17 protein-coding genes are annotated in these 20,059 nt (G+C 69.3%); 14 read left to right on the top strand and 3 right to left on the bottom strand.

All coding sequences use genetic code 11. The features are described from left to right. The 14 genes from ACEN88_RS07085 to ACEN88_RS07020 all read left to right on the top strand — a co-directional run. Positions 1-1,073, top strand: a 1,073-nt coding sequence (locus tag ACEN88_RS07085; RefSeq protein ID WP_413338254.1) for a carboxyltransferase domain-containing protein, incomplete at its 5' end; no start/stop codon positions are given. A gap of 32 nt (positions 1,074-1,105) precedes the next feature. Continuing rightward, positions 1,106-1,975 (top strand): TorF family putative porin, encoded by an 870-nt coding sequence (locus ACEN88_RS07080; RefSeq protein WP_413338252.1) that lies wholly within the window; start codon positions 1,106-1,108, stop codon positions 1,973-1,975. A 19-nt stretch (positions 1,976-1,994) separates the two neighbouring features. Continuing rightward, the gene (atzF, locus tag ACEN88_RS07075; protein WP_413338250.1) at positions 1,995-3,767 is read left to right on the top strand and encodes an allophanate hydrolase; all 1,773 of its coding nucleotides are present in this window, start codon (positions 1,995-1,997) and stop codon (positions 3,765-3,767) included. A gap of 319 nt (positions 3,768-4,086) precedes the next feature. Beyond that, the gene (locus tag ACEN88_RS07070) at positions 4,087-5,355 is read left to right on the top strand and encodes an efflux RND transporter periplasmic adaptor subunit (protein WP_413338248.1); all 1,269 of its coding nucleotides are present in this window, start codon (positions 4,087-4,089) and stop codon (positions 5,353-5,355) included. Positions 5,356-5,375: 20 nt separating this feature from the next. Further along, positions 5,376-6,092 carry an ABC transporter ATP-binding protein gene (locus tag ACEN88_RS07065; protein ID WP_413338246.1) on the top strand — a complete coding sequence of 239 codons (717 nt, stop codon included), beginning with the start codon at positions 5,376-5,378 and terminating at the stop codon, positions 6,090-6,092. A gap of 10 nt (positions 6,093-6,102) precedes the next feature. After that, the gene (locus ACEN88_RS07060; RefSeq protein WP_413338244.1) at positions 6,103-7,413 is read left to right on the top strand and encodes an ABC transporter permease; all 1,311 of its coding nucleotides are present in this window, start codon (positions 6,103-6,105) and stop codon (positions 7,411-7,413) included. Between the two features lie 12 nt (positions 7,414-7,425). Further along, positions 7,426-8,661 (top strand): ABC transporter permease, encoded by a 1,236-nt coding sequence (locus ACEN88_RS07055; RefSeq protein WP_413338242.1) that lies wholly within the window; start codon positions 7,426-7,428, stop codon positions 8,659-8,661. Positions 8,662-8,685: 24 nt separating this feature from the next. Beyond that, positions 8,686-10,020: a sigma-54-dependent transcriptional regulator gene (locus ACEN88_RS07050; protein WP_413338240.1), complete on the top strand. Its 1,335-nt coding sequence runs from the start codon at positions 8,686-8,688 to the stop codon at positions 10,018-10,020. Next, on the top strand, positions 10,017-11,348 hold the full coding sequence (locus ACEN88_RS07045; protein ID WP_413338238.1) for a sensor histidine kinase: 1,332 nt from the start codon (positions 10,017-10,019) through the stop codon (positions 11,346-11,348). Before ACEN88_RS07050 ends, ACEN88_RS07045 begins: the two co-directional genes overlap by 4 nt. Positions 11,349-11,603: 255 nt before the next feature. Continuing rightward, a complete protein-coding gene (locus ACEN88_RS07040) occupies positions 11,604-11,960 on the top strand; it encodes an energy transducer TonB (protein ID WP_413338236.1) in 357 nt (118 codons plus the stop codon). Next, a complete protein-coding gene (locus ACEN88_RS07035) occupies positions 11,960-12,730 on the top strand; it encodes a methyltransferase domain-containing protein (protein WP_413338234.1) in 771 nt (256 codons plus the stop codon). The genes ACEN88_RS07040 and ACEN88_RS07035 overlap by 1 nt, the downstream gene beginning before the upstream one ends. A 40-nt stretch (positions 12,731-12,770) precedes the next feature. Further along, entirely contained in the window at positions 12,771-13,283 is a 513-nt protein-coding gene (locus ACEN88_RS07030) for a GNAT family N-acetyltransferase (protein ID WP_413338232.1), read from the top strand. Between the two features lie 102 nt (positions 13,284-13,385). Further along, the gene (locus ACEN88_RS07025) at positions 13,386-14,483 is read left to right on the top strand and encodes an NAD/NADP octopine/nopaline dehydrogenase family protein (RefSeq protein WP_413338230.1); all 1,098 of its coding nucleotides are present in this window, start codon (positions 13,386-13,388) and stop codon (positions 14,481-14,483) included. Next, positions 14,476-15,795: an AMP-binding protein gene (locus ACEN88_RS07020; protein ID WP_413338228.1), complete on the top strand. Its 1,320-nt coding sequence runs from the start codon at positions 14,476-14,478 to the stop codon at positions 15,793-15,795. Before ACEN88_RS07025 ends, ACEN88_RS07020 begins: the two co-directional genes overlap by 8 nt. Here the strand turns inward: ACEN88_RS07020 and ACEN88_RS07015 are convergent. The 3 genes from ACEN88_RS07015 to ACEN88_RS07005 form a co-directional block, all read right to left on the bottom strand. Further along, on the bottom strand, positions 15,776-16,804 hold the full coding sequence (locus ACEN88_RS07015; RefSeq protein ID WP_413338226.1) for an MBL fold metallo-hydrolase: 1,029 nt from the start codon (positions 16,802-16,804) through the stop codon (positions 15,776-15,778). The two genes, ACEN88_RS07020 and ACEN88_RS07015, sit on opposite strands and share 20 nt — an antisense overlap. A 72-nt stretch (positions 16,805-16,876) precedes the next feature. After that, a complete protein-coding gene (locus ACEN88_RS07010; protein WP_413338224.1) occupies positions 16,877-18,391 on the bottom strand; it encodes a hypothetical protein in 1,515 nt (504 codons plus the stop codon). Beyond that, positions 18,388-20,059, bottom strand: a 1,672-nt coding sequence (locus ACEN88_RS07005; protein ID WP_413338222.1) for a DUF4175 family protein, incomplete at its 5' end; no start/stop codon positions are given. The genes ACEN88_RS07010 and ACEN88_RS07005, both read right to left, overlap by 4 nt.

Genomic DNA, 20,059 nt, shown 5'->3' with positions numbered 1-20,059 from the left:
CCGGCATCCGCTCGCTGCAGGTCCACTTCGACCATCGCCGCCTGGGCGCCGCGCGCCTGCTGGAGCGGATCGGCGCGCTGCTGGCGGCGCAGGGCCCCGTGGAGGACATGGTGGTCCCGTCGCGCATCGTGCACCTGCCGCTCGCCTGGAACGACACGCAGACGCGCCTCGCGATCCAGAAGTACGAGACGACCGTGCGCCCGGACGCGCCCTGGTGCCCCAGCAACATCGAATTCATCCGCCGCATCAACGGCCTGGACTCGATCCGCGACGTGTACGACGTCGTGTTCAAGGCGAGCTACATGGTGCTGGGCCTGGGCGACGTCTACCTGGGCGCGCCGGTCGCGACGCCGGTCGACCCGCGCCACCGCCTCGTGACGACCAAGTACAACCCGGCGCGCACATGGACGCCGGAAAACGCGGTCGGCATCGGCGGCGCCTACCTGTGCGTGTACGGCATGGAAGGCCCGGGCGGCTACCAGTTCGTCGGCCGCACGGTGCAGATGTGGAACCGCTACCGCCAGACGGCCAGCTTCCGCGACGGCAAACCGTGGCTGCTGCGCTTCTTCGACCAGATCCGCTTCTACGAGGTGACGGAAGACCGCCTGCTCGAGCACCGCCGCGACTTCCCGCTCGGCCGCTTCGACGTGCGCATCGAGGAAACGACGTTCTCGCTGGCCGACTACAACGCGTTCCTGGCGCGCGAAGCGGACGCCATCGCCGCGTTCAAGACGCGCCAGCAGGCCGCGTTCGAGGCCGAGCGCGAACGGTGGCGCACGAGCGGCCAGGCCGAATGGGTCAGCGAGGAAGCGACGCTCGATGCGGGCGCGCTGGCCGACCTGCCCGACGGCAGCCAGTACCTGTCCGCCGTGGTTCCCGGCAGCGTGTGGAAGATCGTCGTGCCGCCCGGCGCCGCCGTGCGCGAGGGCGAGACGCTGGCGATCTTCGAATCGATGAAGATGGAAATCCCCGTCGTCGCCACCGCCGACGGCGTGCTGGACGAATGGCTCGTCGCCGAGGGCAAGCCCGTCGCCGCCGGCCAGCGCATCGCGGTCTTCACGGCCGCATCCTGAATCCGCAACCCATCCCCTACAAGGAGTCCCGCATGCACGACAAGAAGATCATCCTCGCCATTGCCACCCTGCTGTGTTCCGGCGCCGCCTGGGCCGACGACGCGCCCGCGTTCACCGGCCACGTCGACCTGGTCAGCAAATACATCCTGCGCGGCGTCAGCTCGACCTATGGCCCCGGCCTGCCGGGCCTGGGCAACGCCGGCGCCGACGCGCCCGAGTCGGACCAGCCCGCGCTGCAATGGGGCGTGGACTGGAACGACCCGTCCGGCTTCTTCCTCGGCTACTGGGCGTCGCAGATCAACTACTCGTACAAACGCCTGGGCGAATCGTATGCCGACCGCGGCATCGCCGACTTCCAGCACAAGAAATCGATCGAGAACGACGTCTACGGCGGCTACAACGGCAAGGTGGGCGACATCGGCTACACGGTCGGCCTGACAGGCTATTACTACATCAACGGCGAACACGCCAACGCGCTCGAGACCAAGCTGGGCGCCAGCTACGGCCCGTTCAGCGTGACGGCGCAGACCCTGCTCAAGGACGTCGTCTGGGGCAACCGGGGCGACACCTACTGGACGCTGGCCGCGAGCCAGCCGCTCCCGCACGACATCACCCTGTCCGCCACGCTCGGTTTCTACACGTACCACAAGGAAGGCCGCTACCTGGGCACGGTCGACACGCTGACCGGCACGCGCTGCCCGGCCGGCACGAGCTTCATCGTCAACGGCTGCTTCGCGGGCGGCGCGCCGGCGTCGGGCGGCTGGCGCCACCTGACCGTCGGCTTCACGCAGCCGCTCGGCGCCGGTTTTACCTGGGGCCTGCAAGGCCTCCTCGGCGGCGACAACCGCTACGGCGTCAAGCAGGGCAACCGCCTGCTGGCCACCCTCGGCTACGCCTTCTGACCCTCTTATGCGAGACATCATGACGATCACCGACATCCACGCCGGCTACCTGGGCGGCGCATCGACGCCAAGCCGCTGCATCGAGCAGGTACTGGCCCGCATCGCCGCCGCGGACCGCCCCGAGATCTGGATCAGCCGCGTGGACGACGCCGCGCTGCGCGCACAGGCCCGCGCGCTCGACGCCATGCTGGCGGCCGAAGGCGCCGCCGCGCTGGCGCGCCTGCCGCTGCTGGGCATCCCGTTCGCCGTCAAGGACAACATCGACGTGGCGGGCATGCCCACCACGGCCGCCTGCCCTGCCTACGCCTACGTGCCGGACGCATCGGCGCCGGTGGTGCAACGACTCGTCGCGGCCGGCGCCCTGCTGGTCGGGAAGACGAACCTGGACCAGTTCGCGACGGGCCTCGTCGGCACGCGCTCGCCGTACGGCGCCGTGCGCAACGCGGTCGATCCGGATTACGTGTCGGGCGGCTCCAGTTCCGGCTCCGCCGTCGCCGTGGCGCTGGGCATGGCCGGCTTCGCGCTCGGCACGGACACGGCCGGCTCCGGCCGCGTGCCGGCTGGCCTGAACGGCATCGTCGGCCTCAAGCCCACACGCGGGCTGCTCTCGACGCGCGGCGTGGTGCCGGCGTGCCGCATGCTCGATTGTGTCTCCGTGTTCGCGGCGAGCGTGGCCGACGCGTGGAAGGTCGTGCAGGCCGCGGCCGGGTACGATGCGCTCGACCCGTATTCGCGCCGCATTGCGCCGCAGGGCGTGCGCCGGCGCGGCTATCGCATCGCCGTGCCCGCGCAGCTGGAATTCTTCGGCGACGCCGCCGCGCAAGCCGCATTCGAGGCGACCCTGGCGCGCCTGCGCGACCTCCCCGGCTGCACGTTCGGCACCGTCGACTACACGCCGTTCCGCGACGCCGCCGCCCTGCTGTACCAGGGCCCGTGGGTCGCGGAGCGGCACGCCGCCGTCGGCGCCTTCATCGACGCGCAACCGGACGCCGCGCATCCGGTGGTGGCCGGCATCATCGAGCAGGCCAGGGAGTACGACGCCACGGATGCGTTCAAGGGCCAGTACCGGCTGGCGGCGCTGCGCCGCGCGGCCGATGACAGCCTCGCGGGCTACGACTTCCTGCTGGTGCCCACTACGCCGACCATGCCGCGCATCGCCGACGTGCTGGAACGCCCGGTGGAACTGAATGCGCAACTGGGGTATTACACGAACTTCGTGAACTTCTTCGACATGGCCGCGCTGGCCGTGCCGGGAACGGCGCGGCCAGACGGCCTGCCGGCCGGCGTCACCTTGATCGGCTCCACCGGCAGCGACCACCTGCTCGCGACCGCCGCCGCGGCTCTGCTGGACGGCGCGGAGGCCGCTGCGCTGGCCGCCGACCCGCTGCCGTTCGCCGAACCGACGGTGCAGGTGGCGGTCGTCGGCGCGCACCTGGCGGGCCAGCCGCTGAACTGGCAGCTGCTGGAACGGGGCGCGCGCAAGGTGGCGGCCACGCACACGGCGCCGCACTACCGCCTGTACGCGCTGCCGGGCACGACGCCGTCCAAGCCGGGCCTGGCGCGGGTCGACCGCGACGGCGCGGCGATCGAGGTCGAAGTGTGGGAACTGCCGCTGCGCCGCTTCGGCGAATTCGTGGCCGAGATCCCGGCGCCGCTGGGCATCGGCTCGCTCGAACTGGCGGACGGCAGCTGGGTCAAGGGCTTCATCTGCGAGCCGGCCGCCATCGCGGGCGCCACCGACATCAGCGTGTTCGGCGGGTGGCGTGCGTACCTGTCACGACAGGCTGCCTGACAGCCGGGATCAGACCCCGATATTTGGAAATTTCCCAAATTCGGGGTCAGAGCACATTATTTTTTGGCGTCTTCGCCAACGCCTGTCTTTTACCTCGCTACGGGCAGGCAATGTCGGCCAAATCGACGGCTCGATTTCAGAAAATGTGCTCTGACTCCGAATCTGTCCGGACATCAAGACCGTCCGCACTGTCCGCCCACACTGCCCCCGGACAGTCGCGGACGCGGCGGTGTCCGCTGTCCGCGCCAATGAAATCAATGGCTTAGCGGCTGGCATGGATCATGCAAATACGACACTGTCCACAACCCGTGTCCACATCATGATCCGCGATACATCACAACAAGACGCCGTCATCGCCCCGCCCCCGGGCCACAAGCTGAAGCGCCGCGCGCTCTGGATCGGCAGCGCCGTGCTGGTGGCCGCACTGTGCGCGGGCCTCGTGTCGACGTGGCGCGGCAGCGAGGCGTCCGTCAGCGCGTCGCGCCTGCGCATCGCCGAGGTCACGCGCGGCACGCTCGTGCGCGACGCCTCCGTCAACGGCCGCGTCGTCGCCGCCGTCAGCCCGACCCTGTATGCCAAGGCCCCCGCCACCGTCAACCTGAAGGTCGCGGCCGGCGACACGGTCAAGAAGGGGCAAGTGCTGGCCGTGCTCGAATCGCCCGACCTGGCGGACGTGCTGAAACGCGAGACGTCCGCGTACGAAGGCCTGAAGGCCGAGGTGGCACGCCAGCAGATCCTGTCGCGCAAGCAGAAGCTGCTGGCGCAGAAAGAGGCCGACACCGCCGAGATCGACCGCCTGTCCGCCCAGCGCACCCTGGAGCGCTACGACAGCGTGGGCCAGCTGGGCATCATCGCGAAGATCGATTACCAGAAGGCGAAGGACGCGGTGCAGTCCGCGCAGATCCGCGCGAAGCACGCCTCGCAGGCCGCGCTGCTGGAAGGCGAGGACGTCGCGCTCGCGATCAAGACGAAGCTGAACGACCTGGAACGCGCCCGGCTGTCGATGGAAGAAGCGCAGCGCCGCGTCGACGAGCTGACCGTGCGCGCGCCCGTCGACGGTTTCATCGGCACCCTGAACGTGCAGGACCGCATGATCGTCGCCGCGAACGCGCCGCTGATGACGCTCGTCGACCTGTCGAAGCTCGAGGTCGAGATCGAGGTGCCGGAGACGTATGCGGCCGACCTGGGCCTGGGCATGAACGCCGAGGTCACGCTGCCCTCGGGCACGGCGACGGGCAAGTTGTCGGCGCTGTCGCCGGAAGTCGTGAAAAGCATGGTGCTGGCGCGCGTGCGCTTCGACGGCGAACAGCCGAAGGGCCTGCGCCAGAGCCAGCGCGTGACGGCGCGCCTGCTCATCGAGGAACGCCCGAACGTGCTGATGGTGGCGCGCGGCCCGTTCGTCGAAAGCGAGGGCGGACGCTATGCCTACGTCGTGCGCGACGGGATCGCCGTGCGCACGCCGATCCGCATGGGCGCCACCAGCATGTCGGCCGTCGAAATCGTCTCGGGCCTGAAGCAGGGCGACAAAGTGGTGGTGGCCGGCACCGACGCCTTCAATAACGCGCAACGCATCTCGATCAATCAGTAACCCAACCCAAAGGAACAGCCATGCTGCGCATGACCAATTTGAGCAAGGTGTACCGCACCCACATGATCGAGACGCACGCGCTGCGCGGCTTCGAGATCGAAGTCCGCGAAGGCGAGTTCGTCACCGTGACCGGCCCGTCCGGCTCGGGCAAGACGAGCTTCCTCAACATCGCCGGCCTGCTCGAGGAATTCACGTCCGGCGAGTACATCCTCGACGGCGTCAACGTGAAGGGCCTAAACGACAACGCCCGCTCGCGCCTGCGCAACGAAAAGCTGGGCTTCATCTTCCAGGGTTTCAACCTGATTCCCGACCTGGACCTGTACGACAACGTCGACGTCCCGCTGCGCTACCGCGGCTTCAACGCGGCCGAGCGCAAGAAGCGCATCGAGGACGCGCTGGCGAAAGTCGGCCTGGCGTCGCGCATGAAGCATTATCCGGCCGAGCTGTCCGGCGGCCAGCAGCAGCGTGTGGCCATCGCGCGCGCGCTCGCGGGCTCGCCGAAACTGCTGCTGGCGGACGAACCGACCGGCAACCTCGACACGCAGATGGCGCGCGGCGTGATGGAACTGCTGGAAGAAATCAACGCGGCCGGCACGACGATCCTGATGGTCACGCACGATCCGGAACTCGCGGTGCGCACCACGCGCAACGTGCACATCATCGACGGCCAGGTGTCGGACCTCGTGCGCCGCGGCCCGACGCTGGTCGACACGAAGTCCGCCACGGTCACCGCATAAGGAGCGCACCATGTTCGGCTATTACTTCAGGCTCGGCGTGCGCAGCCTGCGCCGCAACCCTGCCCTCACCGCGCTGATGGTGCTGACGCTGGCCGTCGGCGTGGCCGCGAGCGTGTCCACGCTGACGATCCTGCACATGATGTCGAGCGACCCGATCCCGCAGAAGAGCACCCGGCTGTTCGTGCCGCTGATCGACAACGGCCCGGTCGAGGGCTACACGCCGGGCGAGGATCCGGACGACATCCAGATCAGCTACAAGGACGCCGTCAATCTGGTAAAAGGCGGCCAGGGCGTGCGCCGCACGGCGCTGTACGGCGTCTCCGCGCCGATCCAGCCGCCACGCACGGACATCCAGCCGTTCAACCTGTCCGGCCTCGCGCCCACGCGCGACTTCTTCGCCATGTTCGACGTGCCCTTCCTCCACGGCCAGGCCTGGACGGAACAGGACGAGGCGCGCGGCGCCGACGTCGTGGTCCTCAGCCGCGAGATCGCGGAAAAACTGTACGGCGACGCCAACCCCGTCGGCCAGCGCGTCATGCTGATGGGCTTCCCGTTCACCATCGTGGGCGTGATCGACAACTGGATGCCGCTGCCGCGCTTCTATCGCCTGAACGGCGGCGTGCGCTACGGCGCCGGCGAGGAATTCTTCATCCCGTTCACGACGTCGATCCGCCACGAAGTCACGCACAACGGCAGCATGAGCTGCTCGGGCAATCCGGGCGCCGGGTTCGCCGCGCGCCTGGCATCGGAGTGCACGTGGATCACGGTATGGTTCGAAACGGCGGCGGCGAGCGACCGCGCCGACCTGCAGGCCTGGCTCGACAACTACGCGGCCGACCAGCGCAAGCTGGGCCGCCTGAAGCGCAACGCCGTGAACCGCCTGTACGACGTGCCGGAGTGGCTCGTGTTCACGAAGGTCGTCGGCAAGGACAGCAAGCTGCAGACGTGGCTCGCGTTCGGCTTCCTCGTGCTGTGCCTCGTGAACACCGTCGGCCTGCTGCTGGCGAAATTCTCGGTGCGTGCGTCCGAGATCGGCGTGCGCCGCGCGCTGGGCGCCTCGCGTGCCGACATCTTCCGCCAGTTCCTCATCGAGACCGGCGTCGTGGGCCTCGTCGGCGGCGTGCTGGGACTCGTCCTCGCGTTCGGCGCGCTGGCCCTGATCTCCATGCAGGGCAAGCAGACGGCCGCCGTGGCCCACATGGACTGGGAGATGCTGATCGTGACCTTCGTGATGTCGGTCGGGGCCGCCGTCCTCGCCGGCCTGTTGCCGACCTGGCGCGCCTGCCAGGTCACGCCCGCCATCCAGCTGAAATCACAGTAAAGGAGAACCGCCATGGAAATCCGCCCCATCCTGTCCGCACTCCTGCGCAACAAGACCGGCCCGATCCTCGTCGCGCTGCAGGTCGCCCTGAGCCTCGCGATCCTGGCCAACGCGGCCCACATCGTCAACGAGCGGCGCGCCGTCGCCGCGCGGCCGTCCGGCCTGGCCGACGAGCACTCGACGTTCTACATCACGGTGCGCAACCTGTCGAACGACACGCCGGAGCAGCGGCTGGCCAACATCAAGCGCCAGACCGCCGTGCTGCGCGCCGTGGCCGGCGTCGCGTCGGTCGCCCACGTCAGCCAGATGCCGCTGTCGCGCAGCGGCAGCAACACGAGCGTGGCCGTCAACGACCGCCAGGACAAGCCGAGCGCCGTCGCCTCGCAGTTCGTTTCCGGCGACTCGCTCGTGCAGACCTTCGGCCTGAAGCTGGTCGAGGGCCGCGACTTCCTGCCGGCCGAGCTCCTCGACGTGAACGAGGACACGACGGCCGAACCACCGCCCCAGGTCATCCTGACGAAACCGCTGGCCGACAAACTGTGGCCGGAGCAGCCGGCCGTCGGCAAGACCATGTACTTCGGCACCGGCAAGGATGCCCGCGGCGTGCAGGTGGTCGGTGTCGTCCAGGCCCTGATGAGCGCCCACGGCGAAGTCGGCGAACGGGGCGAGCAGTCGGTGATCATGCCGGCGCGCCTGTACGGCAGCGAACCGGTGGTCCTGTACGCGATCCGTACCGAACCTGGCCAGCGCGACCGGGTGATGAAGGAAGTGGAAGACGCGCTGCGCAAGTCGTCGGCCACGCCGATGATCACGAAGATGAAGACCGTCGACGACGACCGCAAGGACCGCTACCGCGCCGACGTCGCGCTGCAGTGGATGCTCGTCACGGTGAGCGTGCTCCTCCTCCTGATCACCGCCAGCGGCATCGTCGGCATGGCCAGCCTGTGGGTCACCCAGCGCCGCAAGCAGATCGGCGTGCGGCGCGCGCTGGGCGCGAAGAAGACCGACATCCTGCGCTACTTCATCACGGAGAACTTCATGATCACGAGCGCCGGCGTGTTCGGCGGCGTGGCGCTGGGCCTCGCGTTGAACCAGCTCCTCGTCAGCAAGCTGGAGATGGCGCGCCTGCCGGCCGGCTATCTCGTGTTCGGCGCCCTCGGCTTCTGGCTGCTGGGCGTGGCGGCGGCCTACGGTCCGGCATGGCGCGCGGCCAGCATTTCGCCGGCCACCGCGACGCGCAGCGTGTGACCCGGCAGTGATATGCTAGCGGGCATGCCTACCGTACTGATCATCGATGACAACGCCGCCGTCGGCATCGCGCTCGACGTCCTGTTTTCGCTGCACGACATCGGCTCGCTGCGCGCCGCCTCGCCCGAGGAAGGGCTTGCCCTCCTCGCGCGCGAGCCCGTCGATCTCGTCATCCAGGACATGAACTTCACGGCCGACACCACGTCGGGCGAGGAAGGGGTGGCGCTGTTCCGCGAGATCCGCAAGCTGTATCCGGACCTGCCGGTGATCCTGCTGACGGCGTGGACGCACCTGGACGCGGCCGTCGACCTGATCAAGGCCGGCGCCGCCGATTACCTGTCGAAGCCGTGGAACGACGACCGCCTGCTGGCGACGGTGACGAACCTGATCGAACTGGGACAGGCCAACCGCGCGCTGGGCCAGCGCCTGCAGCGCGAACGCCGCGCGCGGCGCGAACTGGAACAGCAGTTCGACCTGCGCGGCCTCGTGTGGGCCGACCCCGCGACGGAACGCGTGCTGAGCCTCGCCTGCCAGGTGGCGCGCGCCGACGTGCCGATCCTGATCACGGGACCGAACGGCACGGGCAAGGAACGCATCGCCGAAATCATCCAGGCGAATTCGATGGTTCGCGACGGTCCGTTCGTCGTGCTGAACTGCGGCGCGCTGCCGTCGGAACTGATCGAGGCGGAGCTGTTCGGCGCCGACGCGGGTGCGTACACGGGCGCCTCGAAGGCGCGCGAAGGCAAGTTCGAGGCGGCCGACGGCGGCACCTTGTTCCTCGACGAGATCGGCAACCTGCCGCTGGCCGGGCAGATGAAACTCCTGCGCGTGCTGGAGACGGGGCGCTTCGAACGCCTCGGCTCCAACCGCGAGCGCCAGGTGAAAGTACGCGTGATCAGCGCGACGAACGCGGACCTCGCGGCGATGATCCGCGCCGGCACCTTCCGCGAAGATTTGTATTACCGCCTGAACGTGATCGAACTGAAGCTGCCGGCGCTGGCCGCGCGTCCCGGCGACATCCTGCCGCTGGCGCACGCCTTTCTCCCGCGCGGCAAGACCCTGCATCCGGGCGCGGAAGCCGCCCTGCTCGCGCACAACTGGCCGGGCAACGTGCGTGAGCTGAAGAACGTGATGGCGCGTGCGAGCCTGCTGGCCCAGGGCGACGTGATCAAGGCGCCCGACCTCGGCCTGCCGCTGCCGGCCCATGTCGCGCTCGACGCGGAGCCGGACCGTGACGCCATCACGCAGGCGCTCGCACGCGCGGGCGGCGTGATCGCGCAGGCGGCGGCGGAACTCGGGCTGTCGCGCCAGGCCCTGTATCGCCGCATGGAGCGGTTGGGCATCGCCCGCACCGTATGAAATTCCGGCTGTCGCTCGTCACGCGCTGGTCGGCCCTCGTCGGCACGCTGCTGGCGGTCGGGATCATCATCGCGCTGGCGCTCGACCATCTGCTGCCGGGCCGTCCGCTCGCGGTGCTGGGCATCTGTTTGCTGTGCGTCGTGCCGATATCCATCATCACGCTGCGCTCGCAGGTGCAGCCGATCCTGTCGCTGTTCCGCGCGTTGGAGGGCACGGTCACCAGCTACCGCGACGGCGATTTTTCGTTCAGCCTGCACTGGCCGCAGAACGACGAACTGTCGGACCTCATCGCCGCCCACAACGCGCTGGGCGAAGTGCTGCGCGAGCAGAGACTGGACCTCGTGCAGCGCGAACTGCTGCTCGACACGATGGTGCAGAACACGCCCGTCGCCATGCTGCTCGTGACGGAGCCGCCGGGCGCCGCCGACCGCAATGTACGCGTTGTCGTCTACGCGAACGTGGCCGCGCGCCAGCTGCTGTTCGAGGGTCATAAGCTGGAAGGCCACGCGCTGCACGACGTGCTGCAAAAAACGCCGGCCCTCGTGGAAGCACTGGCGCGCGGCGGCGATGGCCTCTTCACGGCCGGCGACGGCGAAGAGGAAGAGGTCTATCACCTCGCCCGCCGCAACTTCAGCCTGAACGGCCGGCGCCACGAACTGCTGCTGCTGCGCCAGCTGACGGCCGAACTGCGGCGCCAGGAAGTGCAGACGTGGAAAAAAGTCATCCGCGTCATCAGCCACGAGTTGAACAACTCGCTGGCCCCGCTCGCATCGCTCGCCCATTCCGGCACGGAGCTCGTGCGGCGCGGCCAGACGGAGCGCCTGCCGCAGATCCTGCAGACCATCGGCGAACGCACGCGCCACCTGGAGAGTTTCATCCTCGGCTACGCGCGCTTCGCCAAGCTGCCGGCACCGCGCCTGGAGACGATCGCCTGGGCCGATTTCGTGGCCGGCCTGGCGGACCAGGTGGCGTTCCGCCTCGGCGGCGAACTGCCGGAATCTCCGGCGCACATCGACCGCGCGCAGATGGAGCAGGCCCTCCTCAACCTGCTGAAGAACGCGCACGAATCCGGCTCCCGCCCGGAAGACGTCGAACTGCACATCAAGCGAGTACAAGACGTCGTCCGCATCGACGTATTCGACCGCGGCACGGGCATGAACGACGCCGTGCTGACGAACGCCCTCGTCCCGTTCTACTCGACGAAGCGCAGCGGCACGGGCCTCGGCCTGGCGCTGGCGCGCGAAATCGCCGAAGCCCACGGCGGCCGCATCACCCTCGGTAACCGCGAGGGCGGCGGCCTGGCCGTCACCCTGATCCTGCCCGCCTGAACTCGACACTTCGGGGTCAGAGCCCGGTTTTAGGAAATTGCTCAGATTCGGGGTCAGGTCCCTTTCTTCCGGCGCCGTCCCGCGCATTGATCGCCGTTCCTCGTACTTACCCGCACAATAGGCGACGTTGAGCGCATCGACCATTTATAATGTGCTCTGACCCCGAATTTGCCGCGAAAGCGCACGATCGTGCGATACTCCCGGTTTCGTCGACGTTGGAGTACGCGAAGAATGATCCGACTACCTTTGTTTTGCATGACCGCGCTGGCGCTGTTGGCCGGCTGCGTCCAGTCCCCTGCCACCCGTACGGCCTCCGCGCCCGCGCAGCCGCAGCAACCGCCGCAGCAGCAGGTGCCGGGCCAGCATTGCGCGCCGCCCGTCTATCCGCAGGAAGCGCTGCAGGCGCGCATGAGCGGCGTGTCGATGATGGCCTTCCTGGTCGGCAGCGACGGCACCGTGCGCGAATCGCGCCTGCTCAAGTCGAGCGGTTACGCGATCCTCGACCACGCCGCCGAAGCCGCGCTCCGGCTGTGCCGCTTCAAGCCCGCGCTGAAGAACGGCCATACGGTCGCGGCGTGGCAGCCCGTCCAGTACGCGTGGTCGCTGCCGTAATGACCAACGCCAGGGATCCCCGCTTCGCCCGGCCCGGCCACCCGCCGGCCACGATCACTGAATTCGAAGGCGTGCGCTCGCTGCACCTCGGCACCTCGTGGGTGCAGGGCGCGATGCGGCTGGCGCGCCCCGATGCGATCGAACTGGAATACGTCCAGATGATGATGATGTGGATGCTGTTCCTGCCGAATCCGCGCCGTATCGTGCAGCTGGGCCTCGGCAGCGCCGCGCTGACGAAGTTCTGCCACCAGCGCTTTCCGCAGGCGCGCGTGACTGCCGTCGAGCTGAATCCGAACGTGATCGCCATCTGCCGCGAACACTTCGGCCTGGGGCCCGACGACGACCGCCTGGACGTGCGCGAGATGGACGCGCTGGACTTCGTGATGGACGACGCCAACCACGGCACGGTGGACGTGCTGCAGGTCGACCTGTACGACGAGGAAGCGCGCGGCCCCGTGCTCGATACGCCCGAGTTCTACGCCGCGTGCGCCGCCTGCCTGAAGGATGGCGGCATCATGACCGCCAACGTGTTCGGCGATTTTTCCAACTACGACAAGAACCTCGATGCGATGCGCGACGCGTTCGACGCCGTCGTCTGGCTGCCCGAGGTCCACGACGCCAACATCGTCGTCGTCGCGTTCAAGGACGCGCCCCTGATCGACTTCGCCGTGCTGTACGAGCGCGCGGCCGACATCAAGCGGCGCTACAACCTGCCGGCCAAGGGCTGGGTCAACGGGTTGAAGGAGTGGATGCGCGACCACGCGGGCTGATCGTGCGCCGGCCCCGGCCCGGCTCGGGCTAGCATGGGGCATGGCCACCGACATCTCGCTCCTGCGCACCGCGCGCCTGCAACTGGTCGTCCCGGCAGCCCGCCACGCGGGGGCATTCGCCGCCCTGCATGCCGACCCGTACACGATGCGCTACATCGGCCAGGGCCGCCCGCTCGACCGGACGGACGCCTGGCTGCACCTCGCCATGCTGATCGGGCACTGGCAGATGCGCGGCTACGGCGCGTGGATGCTCGAAGATCCCGCCGACGGCAGCTTCGTCGGCCGCGTCGGCCTGTTCCATCCGGCCGGGTGGGACGAAGCGGAACTGGGCTGGATGATCGTGCCCGCGCTGCGCGGACGCGGTCTCGCCACGGAAGCGGCGCGGGCCGTGCGCGACGTCGCGTTCGGCACGCTCGGCATGAAGTCGTTGATCAGCCTGATCAAGCCCGGCAACGAGGCGTCGCGCCGCGTCGCACTGAAAGCCGGGGCCATCGCCGCCGAAACCGTCAGCTTCCCGGACGGCCCCCTCCAGACCTACCGCTACCGCAAATAGTTCCCTCATGCGCGGCGCATACGACTGAGCCAGCGCAACTCAACCAAAAGAGTAATGGGCATTGTCATGAAACGTCATCGACGATTCTGATGAGGCTCAAGCATGAACGTGTTAATGGTTGGCGCCGGTAATGCCGGCTGCGCGCTCGGGGCCCTGCTGGCGCTGGATGGCCACCGTGTCGCCCTGCTCAAGACGTCGCGCGCGCTGCATGACGAGAACTTCGACGCGGTCGCCGCAACGCGCACGATCACGGTGAACGGCAGGGCCGGCGCCGGCACACCGCGGACGGCCGCACTGGCACTCGCCACACGCGATCCGGACGAGGCCTTCGACATCGCGCCCGACGCCGTCGTCGTCACCACGCAGACGCAGTGCCACCCGCACGTCGCCGCGCTGATCGGCCCCCGGCTCGACGGCCGCCCGCTCGTGCTGCTGGCGCCCGGCTACCTGGGGTCGTTCCACTTCCTGCCCTGGCAGGCCCGCGCCGGGTTCCTGCTGGCGGAAGGCGAAAGCCTGCCGTACGACGCGCGCCTCGTCGCCCCGGGCACCGTCGACATCCTGTTCCGCAACGTGCGCAACGCGCTGGCCTTCGTGCCGCGGACCCGCGCGGCCGAAGGTCTCGCCCGCGCGGCCCGTTTGTTCCCGACCTATGTCGCGACCCGCACCAACGTGGTCGAATCCGCGCTGCACAATCCGAACCTCGTCGTGCACACGATCGGCACGCTGCTGTCGGCCAGCCGCATCGAATACGCGGAAGGCGAATTCTGGATGTACCGCGAAGCGTTTACGCCCTCGGTCCTGCGCCTGCTGGCGCGGCTCGACGCTGAAAAGAACGCCGTCATCGCGGCCACGGGCGGGCGGCCGTCGCCGTATTTCGACGAGTGCCGCTTCCGCAACGCCGACGACCTGGACGAACCCGCGCTGGCCGTGTTCCGCCGCTACGCGCGGGAAGGCGGCCCGAAAGGACCGGCCAGCATGGAGACGCGCTTCATCACGGAAGACGTGCCGATGGGCCTCGCCCTGCTGTCCTCGATCGGCCGCCTGATGGACGTGCCGACGCCGGTGGCGGATGCGCTGATCGTGATCGCCGAAGGCCTGCTCGACCGCGATTTCCGCAGCGACCCCGAGGCGCGCACCTTGGCGAGCCTCGGGCTCGGCGACGCGTCGCCGGCCGACTTCCGGCGCCTGCTCGATGCTTGAGCGCGCCGCCCTGTACGGCTGGCTGGCGCGCCGCTATTACGCGTGGCGCCCGTATCTTCCGGCCCGCCTGCTGTACCACCCGGACTATTTCCGCCTGCGCGCACTGCTCGCCGGCGACGCCGCGGCCGTCGATACACTCGCGCGGCGCCGCCTGCGCCGCATCCTCGTGCACGCGCTCGCGCACGTGCCGCACTACCGCCGCACCGTGCGCGTCAGCCCCGCCGAGGCGGCGCACGAACCGCTCGCCGAGGTGCTGGCCGCCTTTCCCTGGCTGACCAAGGACGAAGTGATGGCGCGGCAGCGTGACTTCCTCGACAGCCGCCTCGACCCGCGCCGGCTGCTGTACGCGACGAGCGGCGGCTCGTCCGGCCAGGGCATCGGCATGTGGCGCAACAAGCGCCTGGCCGACATCGAAAAAGCCTTCTTTGCGCACGCGGGGGGGCGCTTCGGCTTCTCGTTCGACAAATCGCGCATCCTGCGCAGCGGCGCCGATGCACGCCGCCACGCGCACGAGCCGCCGGTGCGCGTGGCCGGCAACCGCCTGATGCTGTCGCCCTACCACGTCGGCGCCGCGCACCGCGCCGCCATCCTCGATGCGCTCGACCGCTTCCGCCCGGACTACGTGCACGCGTATCCCAGCTCCGCGGCGGCGCTGGCCGAACTGCTCGATCCCCGCGACCTGGGTTTCCGCGTGCGCGCCGTGCTGCTGGCGTCCGAGCCAGTCACGCCCGCGCAACTCGCGGCGCTGCGCCGGCTGTTCGATTGCCCCGTCTCGCTCAACTACGGCCTGTCGGAGCGCACGAACCTGGCCTTCGCCACGTGCACCGGGCTTGCGGGCGCGGACTATCGCTTCCAGCCCCTGTACGGCTGGTCGGAAAACCGCTGGGACGGCGAGCGCGCGGAAATCGTCGGTACGTCGCTGTGGAACGACGTGATGCCGCTGATCCGCTACCGCACGGGCGACTACGGCGTGATCGACGCGGGCGGCCGCTGCGCCGCCATCGACGGGCGCGCGCAGGAATTCCTGATCGACCGCGCCGGCAACCGCATCCCCGGCCTCTCCATCGTCATCGACGAAGCCACGTGGGACGTCGTGCGCCTGTACCAGGTGCGCCAGCGGCGGCCCGGCGAGATCGTCCTCGCGGTGGTGGGACGCCACGGCCCGCTCGATGCCGCCCAGCGCGCATTCCTGCTCGACGCCCAGCGGCGCCGCGGGGGCGACCGGTTCGACATCACCTTGCAGGAAGAAAGCGATATCCCGCTGGCGCCGAACGGCAAGCGCAAGCTGGTGGTCAGCGCGCCGGGTGCGTGAGCGGCAGGGCCGGCGCGGGCATCGCCTCGCGCCACCAGTCGGCGCCTTCCTGCGGCTGCGCGAGCGCGAGGCGCTCGCCCATCATCGGCGTCGCCAGCTTCACGCCGGCCGCGCGCGCAAGATCGGCGATGCGCTCGAACGGTTCGTACCACGGGTGCAGCGCCAGGTCGAACGTGCCGTTGTGGACGGGGACCAGCCAGCGCCCGCGCAGGTCCAGGTGCGCCTGCAGCGTCTCCTCGGGCAGCATGTGCACCTCGGGCCACATCGCGTTGTAGGCGCCGTTTTCGACAAACGTCACGTCGAACGGGCCGAAACGCTCGCCGATGGTCTTGAAGTCGTCGTGGTAGCCCGTGTCGCCGCTGAAGAACAGCTTCAGTCCGGGCGCCTCGATCACCCACGACACCCATAACGTGCGGTCGCCGTCGCTCAGGCTCCGTCCCGAGAAATGCCGCGACGGCGCCGCCGTCAGGCGCAACCCTTCCACGTCGGTCGACTGCCACCAGTCGAGCTGGCGCACCTTCGCCGCGTCGACGCCCCAGCGCACGATGCGGTCGCCCACGCCCAGCGGTGCGATGAACTGGTCGGCCTTGGGAATCAGACGCTTGATGCTGTCGTAATCCAGATGGTCGTAATGGTCGTGCGACAGGATCACGCCGGCGAGCTGCGGCAGCGCCTCGATGCCGATCGGCGGCGCGTGAAAACGCTTCGGACCGGCCCACTGCACCGGCGCCGCGCGCTCGGAAAACACGGGGTCCGTGAGCCAGTAGCGGCCGGCGAGCTTGAACAGCATCGTCGAATGGCCCAGGCGCCACAGGCTCGCGTCGGGCGCGGATTCGATGTCGGCCCTTGTCACCGGCTGCACGGGCAGCGGCTGGTCGGGCACCGCCGTCTTCGGCTTCGTCGTCGACACTTTCCAGAACAGCGCCAGCATCTCCATGATGCCCTGGCGGCGGCGCGGGACGACGTTGCGGAAACGGCCGTCGGGGTGACGTGGGGCGGATTCAGACATGGCGGCAGTGGCTCGAAGGACGATGAACGATCATCGCACGTTCCCAAAAATCCTGCCGACGGGTTGGCAAATTCAGCGCCGTTCGCGCCACCACAAGGCCAGCAGCGCCAGCGCGAACACGACGCCGAACGGCCACACGGGCATCCGCTGCGTGCCCGGCGCGACCGGCGCCGGCGTGCGCGCCGCATAATTCTCCGTCGCCGCACGGCGTTCGCTGCGTTGCCACAATGGCCAGTCGCCCGGCGCATACACGTACACCTGGCCGTCGTTCGTGCCCGTCTGCACATGCAGCCAGCCGCTGGCCGCCGGCCACACGGCCACGCAGGCGGCATCCACATATTCTGGGCGGCGCTGCCAGGCGAGCGTCTGTTTCAACTCAGCGATGGTCACGGTGCCGCTCACGCCGCGCGCGCAGACTGCCAGGCGCCGGTGCGGCAGCGGCATCTCCTCCGGATCGAGCCATGCGACGTCCGCGCGGCGCTGCACGCGCAGGCGGTCGAGAACGTCCTGCCACCACAGCGCCAGTTGGCGCGGCTGCGCGATCGCATGACGGTGCCAGTCGCCCACGCCCAGCCAGGCGATGCGGCCGTCTTTCCAGTCGCGCGTCCACAAGCCGTCCTTGCCGGTCCACTCGCCGATGCGGTCACCGGCCGGATTCAAGCCGCCGGACGCCATCGGCAGCACCGTGCCGATGGTCTTGTTGGCCGGCTGCGGCGCCAGCGGCAATTGCACGCTGCGCGCCCACGTGCCGGCATCGCGTGCATTCGCGCCCAGCACGAGCAGCCGCGTACCGCCGGCCACGCGCGCCAGCAGCGCGTCGCGGGTGGCGGCGCCGGCCCGCTCGAACCAGGCCGCGTCGACGATCTCCAGCTCGGGCTTGTCCATCTCCGCGCGCGCCGTCTCGCCACGTTCCAGTCCTTTACCCAGTTCGACCTGCCAGTCGATGACGGCGCCGCTGGCCGCGAGCAGGTCGTCCAGCACGCGCAGGTCGAACGACGGCGCGCCGAACCGTCCCCGCACCTGCAGCGGCGCGGGATCCGTCACCGTGAACGGCACGGGCCCTTCGTCGACGACCTTGCCCGCGGCGTCCTGCAGGCGCGCCTTCAACACGAGCCGTTCCGCGACGGGCGGCAGCCATTGCACGGCGAGGTCCGTGTCTCCCTTCGCTTCGGCCAGTACTTGACCGTTCTCCGCCAGCAGTTGCAGGCGGCCGGGCGCGGACCACGAGCGGTGCACTTTCAACGTGAACACGCGGCCGAGCGCGATCGTGCGGGGGAAGTCGAGATCGATGGCCGGCGTATCCGGCTTTTTCCAGTCGAGCGGACGGGCCGGCAGGTCGTCCCATTCGGCCGCGCGCAGGCCGTCGCTGGACAGGAGCAACGTGCGCACGCCGGCCAGCGTGCGTGGCGGGTCGGCCGCATCGACCGTCAGCGTGGCCCCCGCCTCGCCCGGCAACGCGAATTCGCCGACCGTACCCGCCAGCGCCACGCCCGCGACCAGCGCGAGCACGGCATCGATCCAGCGCCGGCGCGCGGCATACGCGAGCGCGGCCAGCACGCCGATGAGGACAGCGGCGACGGCGCTCATCGTTCGCCTGCCCGCAGCGCCTTCGCGAACGGCGTCTCGACGACGGGCCGCGCCTGCAGCAGCACCGGTGCATCCGTCACGCCCCCGCGCAGCCACGCGGCCAGTTGCGCACGCGCGGCCGGCTTGCCGTCGGCCACGTCCTGGATCGCCCGCTGCGCCGCGAGCCGCTGCTCGTCGTCCGTGATCCGTTCGCGTACCCAGTCGTGCGCCGTGCGCGTCCACAGCGCGGGCAGCGGACCGTCGTGGCCGAGCGCCTGCACGAGGTCGCGCAGGTTCGCCGGCACGATCTCCGCGGCGCCGGCCTGCGCGCGCTTGTAGCTCGCCGCGCCGGCCATGTCGCCGCTCATGCGCTTGTCCTCCTTGATGGCCGGCGGCGCGAACGCCGTCTTGTGCAGATAGATGCGTTCCGACTGCTGCAATTCCTTGATCGCTTCCAGCGCCTTGTACTCGGGCGGCAGCGCGGTCTTCGGCGTGATGGCGCGCAGCGCCTTTTCCGCGTCCCACATCGCGGACAGCGCGCGCCGCAGCAGCTTTTTCGTCGCGTCGTCGAACAGGGTCGCGTTCTCGACCGAGTCGTGCGCGTGGCCGAACTCGTGCAGCACGTCGAGCTTGGCGCCCGCGCCGTGACCATGATCATCGTCATGATCGTCGTCCTTGCCGAACAACGTGGATTCCTCGCCGAGGAACTGGCCGTAGCGGCGGCGCAGCGCGGCCTGGTCGGACGCAATGCTTTCGCTGCGCTCGCGCACTTCATCGTCGCGCATCTTTTTCGACCGCATGTCGGCCACCAGCTGCTCCGTGTCGATGATCACCTGGCGCTGGCTGCGCAGGCTTTCCGGCTTGACGAGCGTGGGCAGCGCCGTCGTCTCTTCCGCCTGTTCCGACGGCGGCGCGGGCAGGCGCAGCGTGTAGGTGGGCGACTGCACCGTGTGCGGCCGCGCCGCGTTGTCGCTCGCGCGCACGAAGAAGTACAGCTCGTCGCCCGGCTCCATGCCGAGGTCCGTCAGCAGCCAGTCCTTCGTCCAGCTGCGCCGGCGCGGGTCGCTCGACGCGGGCAGCGGCAGTTCGCGGTCGCTGAAGCGGATGTTTTCGCCGCTGCCGCGCGCCAGCGTGAGGTGCAGCGTGGCCTGCTGGACGCGGTAGTCGTCGGTGACGGTCACCGCGATGGCTGCGCTCTTCGCATCGCGCGGCAGGTCTTTCGTCATGTCGTTCGGCTGCGTGACGGCGATTTCCGGCGGCTGGTCCGGGATCACCTTCAGGGTGTAGCGCGTGCCGCGCCAGCGCCAGAAGATGGATTCCGTCGCCGTCCAGCGCGCGCAAGCGGATCCCGCGTGCAGGGTCTGGCCGTCGCTCAGTTCGATGGTTTCATCCGCCTTCTGTAGGTCGTCCAGGCACCATTCGACCGCGGTCTGCTCGGGCACCTGCGCATCCTTCGGCGGAGACTCCCATGGCGCCACGCCCGTGTACGACGGCGGCGCCAGTTTCACGACCAGTCCCGCGTGCGTTGCGGCTGCCGCTACCGGACGGCCGGCCGCATGAGCGGCAGCTTGCGGACTGGCTGCATGCGGCAGCAAGGTCGAACCCCACGCCAGCCCCGCGAGCGCGAGATTCGCGAGCAACCACGTCCAGCCGAACGGCACGTGCGCGGCCACGATGGCGCGCACGTGC

Source organism: Massilia sp. CT11-108 (assembly GCF_047302915.1).
Taxonomy (GTDB): domain Bacteria; phylum Pseudomonadota; class Gammaproteobacteria; order Burkholderiales; family Burkholderiaceae_D; genus Telluria; species Telluria orientalis.
Note: the sequence above shows the minus strand (reverse complement) of the source record. Positions and strands in the feature narration are given on the sequence as shown.

What these genes read in the sequence shown, in the direction of transcription:
- ACEN88_RS07080 (WP_413338252.1), top strand. Translation starts at nt 1,106, where the DNA reads ATGCACGACAAGAAGATCATCCTCGCCATTGCCACCCTGCTGTGTTCC.
- atzF (WP_413338250.1), top strand. Translation starts at nt 1,995, where the DNA reads ATGACGATCACCGACATCCACGCCGGCTACCTGGGCGGCGCATCGACG.
- ACEN88_RS07070 (WP_413338248.1), top strand. Translation starts at nt 4,087, where the DNA reads ATGATCCGCGATACATCACAACAAGACGCCGTCATCGCCCCGCCCCCG.
- ACEN88_RS07065 (WP_413338246.1), top strand. Translation starts at nt 5,376, where the DNA reads ATGCTGCGCATGACCAATTTGAGCAAGGTGTACCGCACCCACATGATC.
- ACEN88_RS07060 (WP_413338244.1), top strand. Translation starts at nt 6,103, where the DNA reads ATGTTCGGCTATTACTTCAGGCTCGGCGTGCGCAGCCTGCGCCGCAAC.
- ACEN88_RS07055 (WP_413338242.1), top strand. Translation starts at nt 7,426, where the DNA reads ATGGAAATCCGCCCCATCCTGTCCGCACTCCTGCGCAACAAGACCGGC.
- ACEN88_RS07050 (WP_413338240.1), top strand. Translation starts at nt 8,686, where the DNA reads ATGCCTACCGTACTGATCATCGATGACAACGCCGCCGTCGGCATCGCG.
- ACEN88_RS07045 (WP_413338238.1), top strand. Translation starts at nt 10,017, where the DNA reads ATGAAATTCCGGCTGTCGCTCGTCACGCGCTGGTCGGCCCTCGTCGGC.
- ACEN88_RS07040 (WP_413338236.1), top strand. Translation starts at nt 11,604, where the DNA reads ATGACCGCGCTGGCGCTGTTGGCCGGCTGCGTCCAGTCCCCTGCCACC.
- ACEN88_RS07035 (WP_413338234.1), top strand. Translation starts at nt 11,960, where the DNA reads ATGACCAACGCCAGGGATCCCCGCTTCGCCCGGCCCGGCCACCCGCCG.
- ACEN88_RS07030 (WP_413338232.1), top strand. Translation starts at nt 12,771, where the DNA reads ATGGCCACCGACATCTCGCTCCTGCGCACCGCGCGCCTGCAACTGGTC.
- ACEN88_RS07025 (WP_413338230.1), top strand. Translation starts at nt 13,386, where the DNA reads ATGAACGTGTTAATGGTTGGCGCCGGTAATGCCGGCTGCGCGCTCGGG.
- ACEN88_RS07020 (WP_413338228.1), top strand. Translation starts at nt 14,476, where the DNA reads ATGCTTGAGCGCGCCGCCCTGTACGGCTGGCTGGCGCGCCGCTATTAC.
- ACEN88_RS07015 (WP_413338226.1), bottom strand. Translation starts at nt 16,804, where the DNA reads ATGTCTGAATCCGCCCCACGTCACCCCGACGGCCGTTTCCGCAACGTC.
- ACEN88_RS07010 (WP_413338224.1), bottom strand. Translation starts at nt 18,391, where the DNA reads ATGAGCGCCGTCGCCGCTGTCCTCATCGGCGTGCTGGCCGCGCTCGCG.